Annotated in this window: 1 protein-coding gene; it reads left to right on the forward strand. The window is 62.4% G+C overall.

The window, feature by feature from the left end:
• Positions 1-88: 88 nt before the first annotated feature.
• Positions 89-1,037 (forward strand): IS481 family transposase (locus EOA19_RS34930; protein WP_095770220.1); only part of this gene is annotated, 949 nt, incomplete at its 3' end.

Consider the following 1,037-nt stretch of genomic DNA (forward strand, 5'->3'; position numbering starts at 1 on the left):
CTAGGTGTGAGCTTTCGAGAGGTTGTCCATTCGGACCGGACCGAGGAGACTGGAGTTACCACGCTTCAGCATCCATCGGAGGGTCCGAATGAACATCCACAAGAATGCCCGTCTCACACCGCTGCGTCGAGAGGAGATGGCGTTATCGGTGATAGAAGGCGCTTTTTCCAAAGCCCATGCGGCGCGCGTCTATGGCGTGTCGGCCAAGATCGTGGCGCGCTGGGTCGAGCGCTATAAGACCAAAGGGCGGGCCGGCATGGTCGACCGCTCGTCGCGGCCCACCGTCATGCCGAGCCTGACCGAACAGTCCGTGGCCGAGCGCATCGCAGCCTTGCGTCGCCAGCGGCTGACCGGCAAGCACATCGCCCATGAGGTCGGCGTCTCGCCCGCCACCGTCAGCCGGGTTCTCAAGCGTGCCGGGCTGTCGCGGCTCAGGGATATCGAGCCGGCCGAACCGGTCCGGCGCTACGAGCGGGAGCATCCCGGCGAGATGATCCATATCGACATCAAGAAGCTCGGCCGCTTCAGCCAAGTCGGCCATCGTATCACCGGCGATCCGCAAAAGGGCAAGTCGCGCGGCGCCGGCTGGGAGTTCGTCCATGTCTGCATCGACGACGCGTCCCGCATCGCCTTCTCGCAAATCCTGCCCGACGAGAAAAAGGAGTGCGCCATCGCCTTCCTCAAGGCCGCGGTCGCCTATTACGCCAGCCTCGGCGTCACGATAGCCCGCGTCATGACCGACAACGGCTCCTGCTACAGATCAAAGGCCTTCGCCAAGGCCTGCCGCGATCTCGGCCTCAAGCACGTCACGACAAGACCCTATACGCCCAAGACCAATGGCAAGGCCGAGCGCTTCATCCAGACAGCACTGCGCGAATGGGCCTACGCCATTGCCTATCCGACATCCGATCATCGTGCCGCCGAACTGCCTGTCTGGCTGCACAGATACAATTGGCATCGTCCACATGGCAGCCTAAAGTCAAAAACGCCTATCAGTCGCCTCGCCCTGATCGAGGACAACCTGTTGAAGCTCCACA

The organism is Mesorhizobium sp. M7A.F.Ca.US.010.02.1.1 (assembly GCF_004023085.1).
GTDB lineage: Bacteria > Pseudomonadota > Alphaproteobacteria > Rhizobiales > Rhizobiaceae > Mesorhizobium.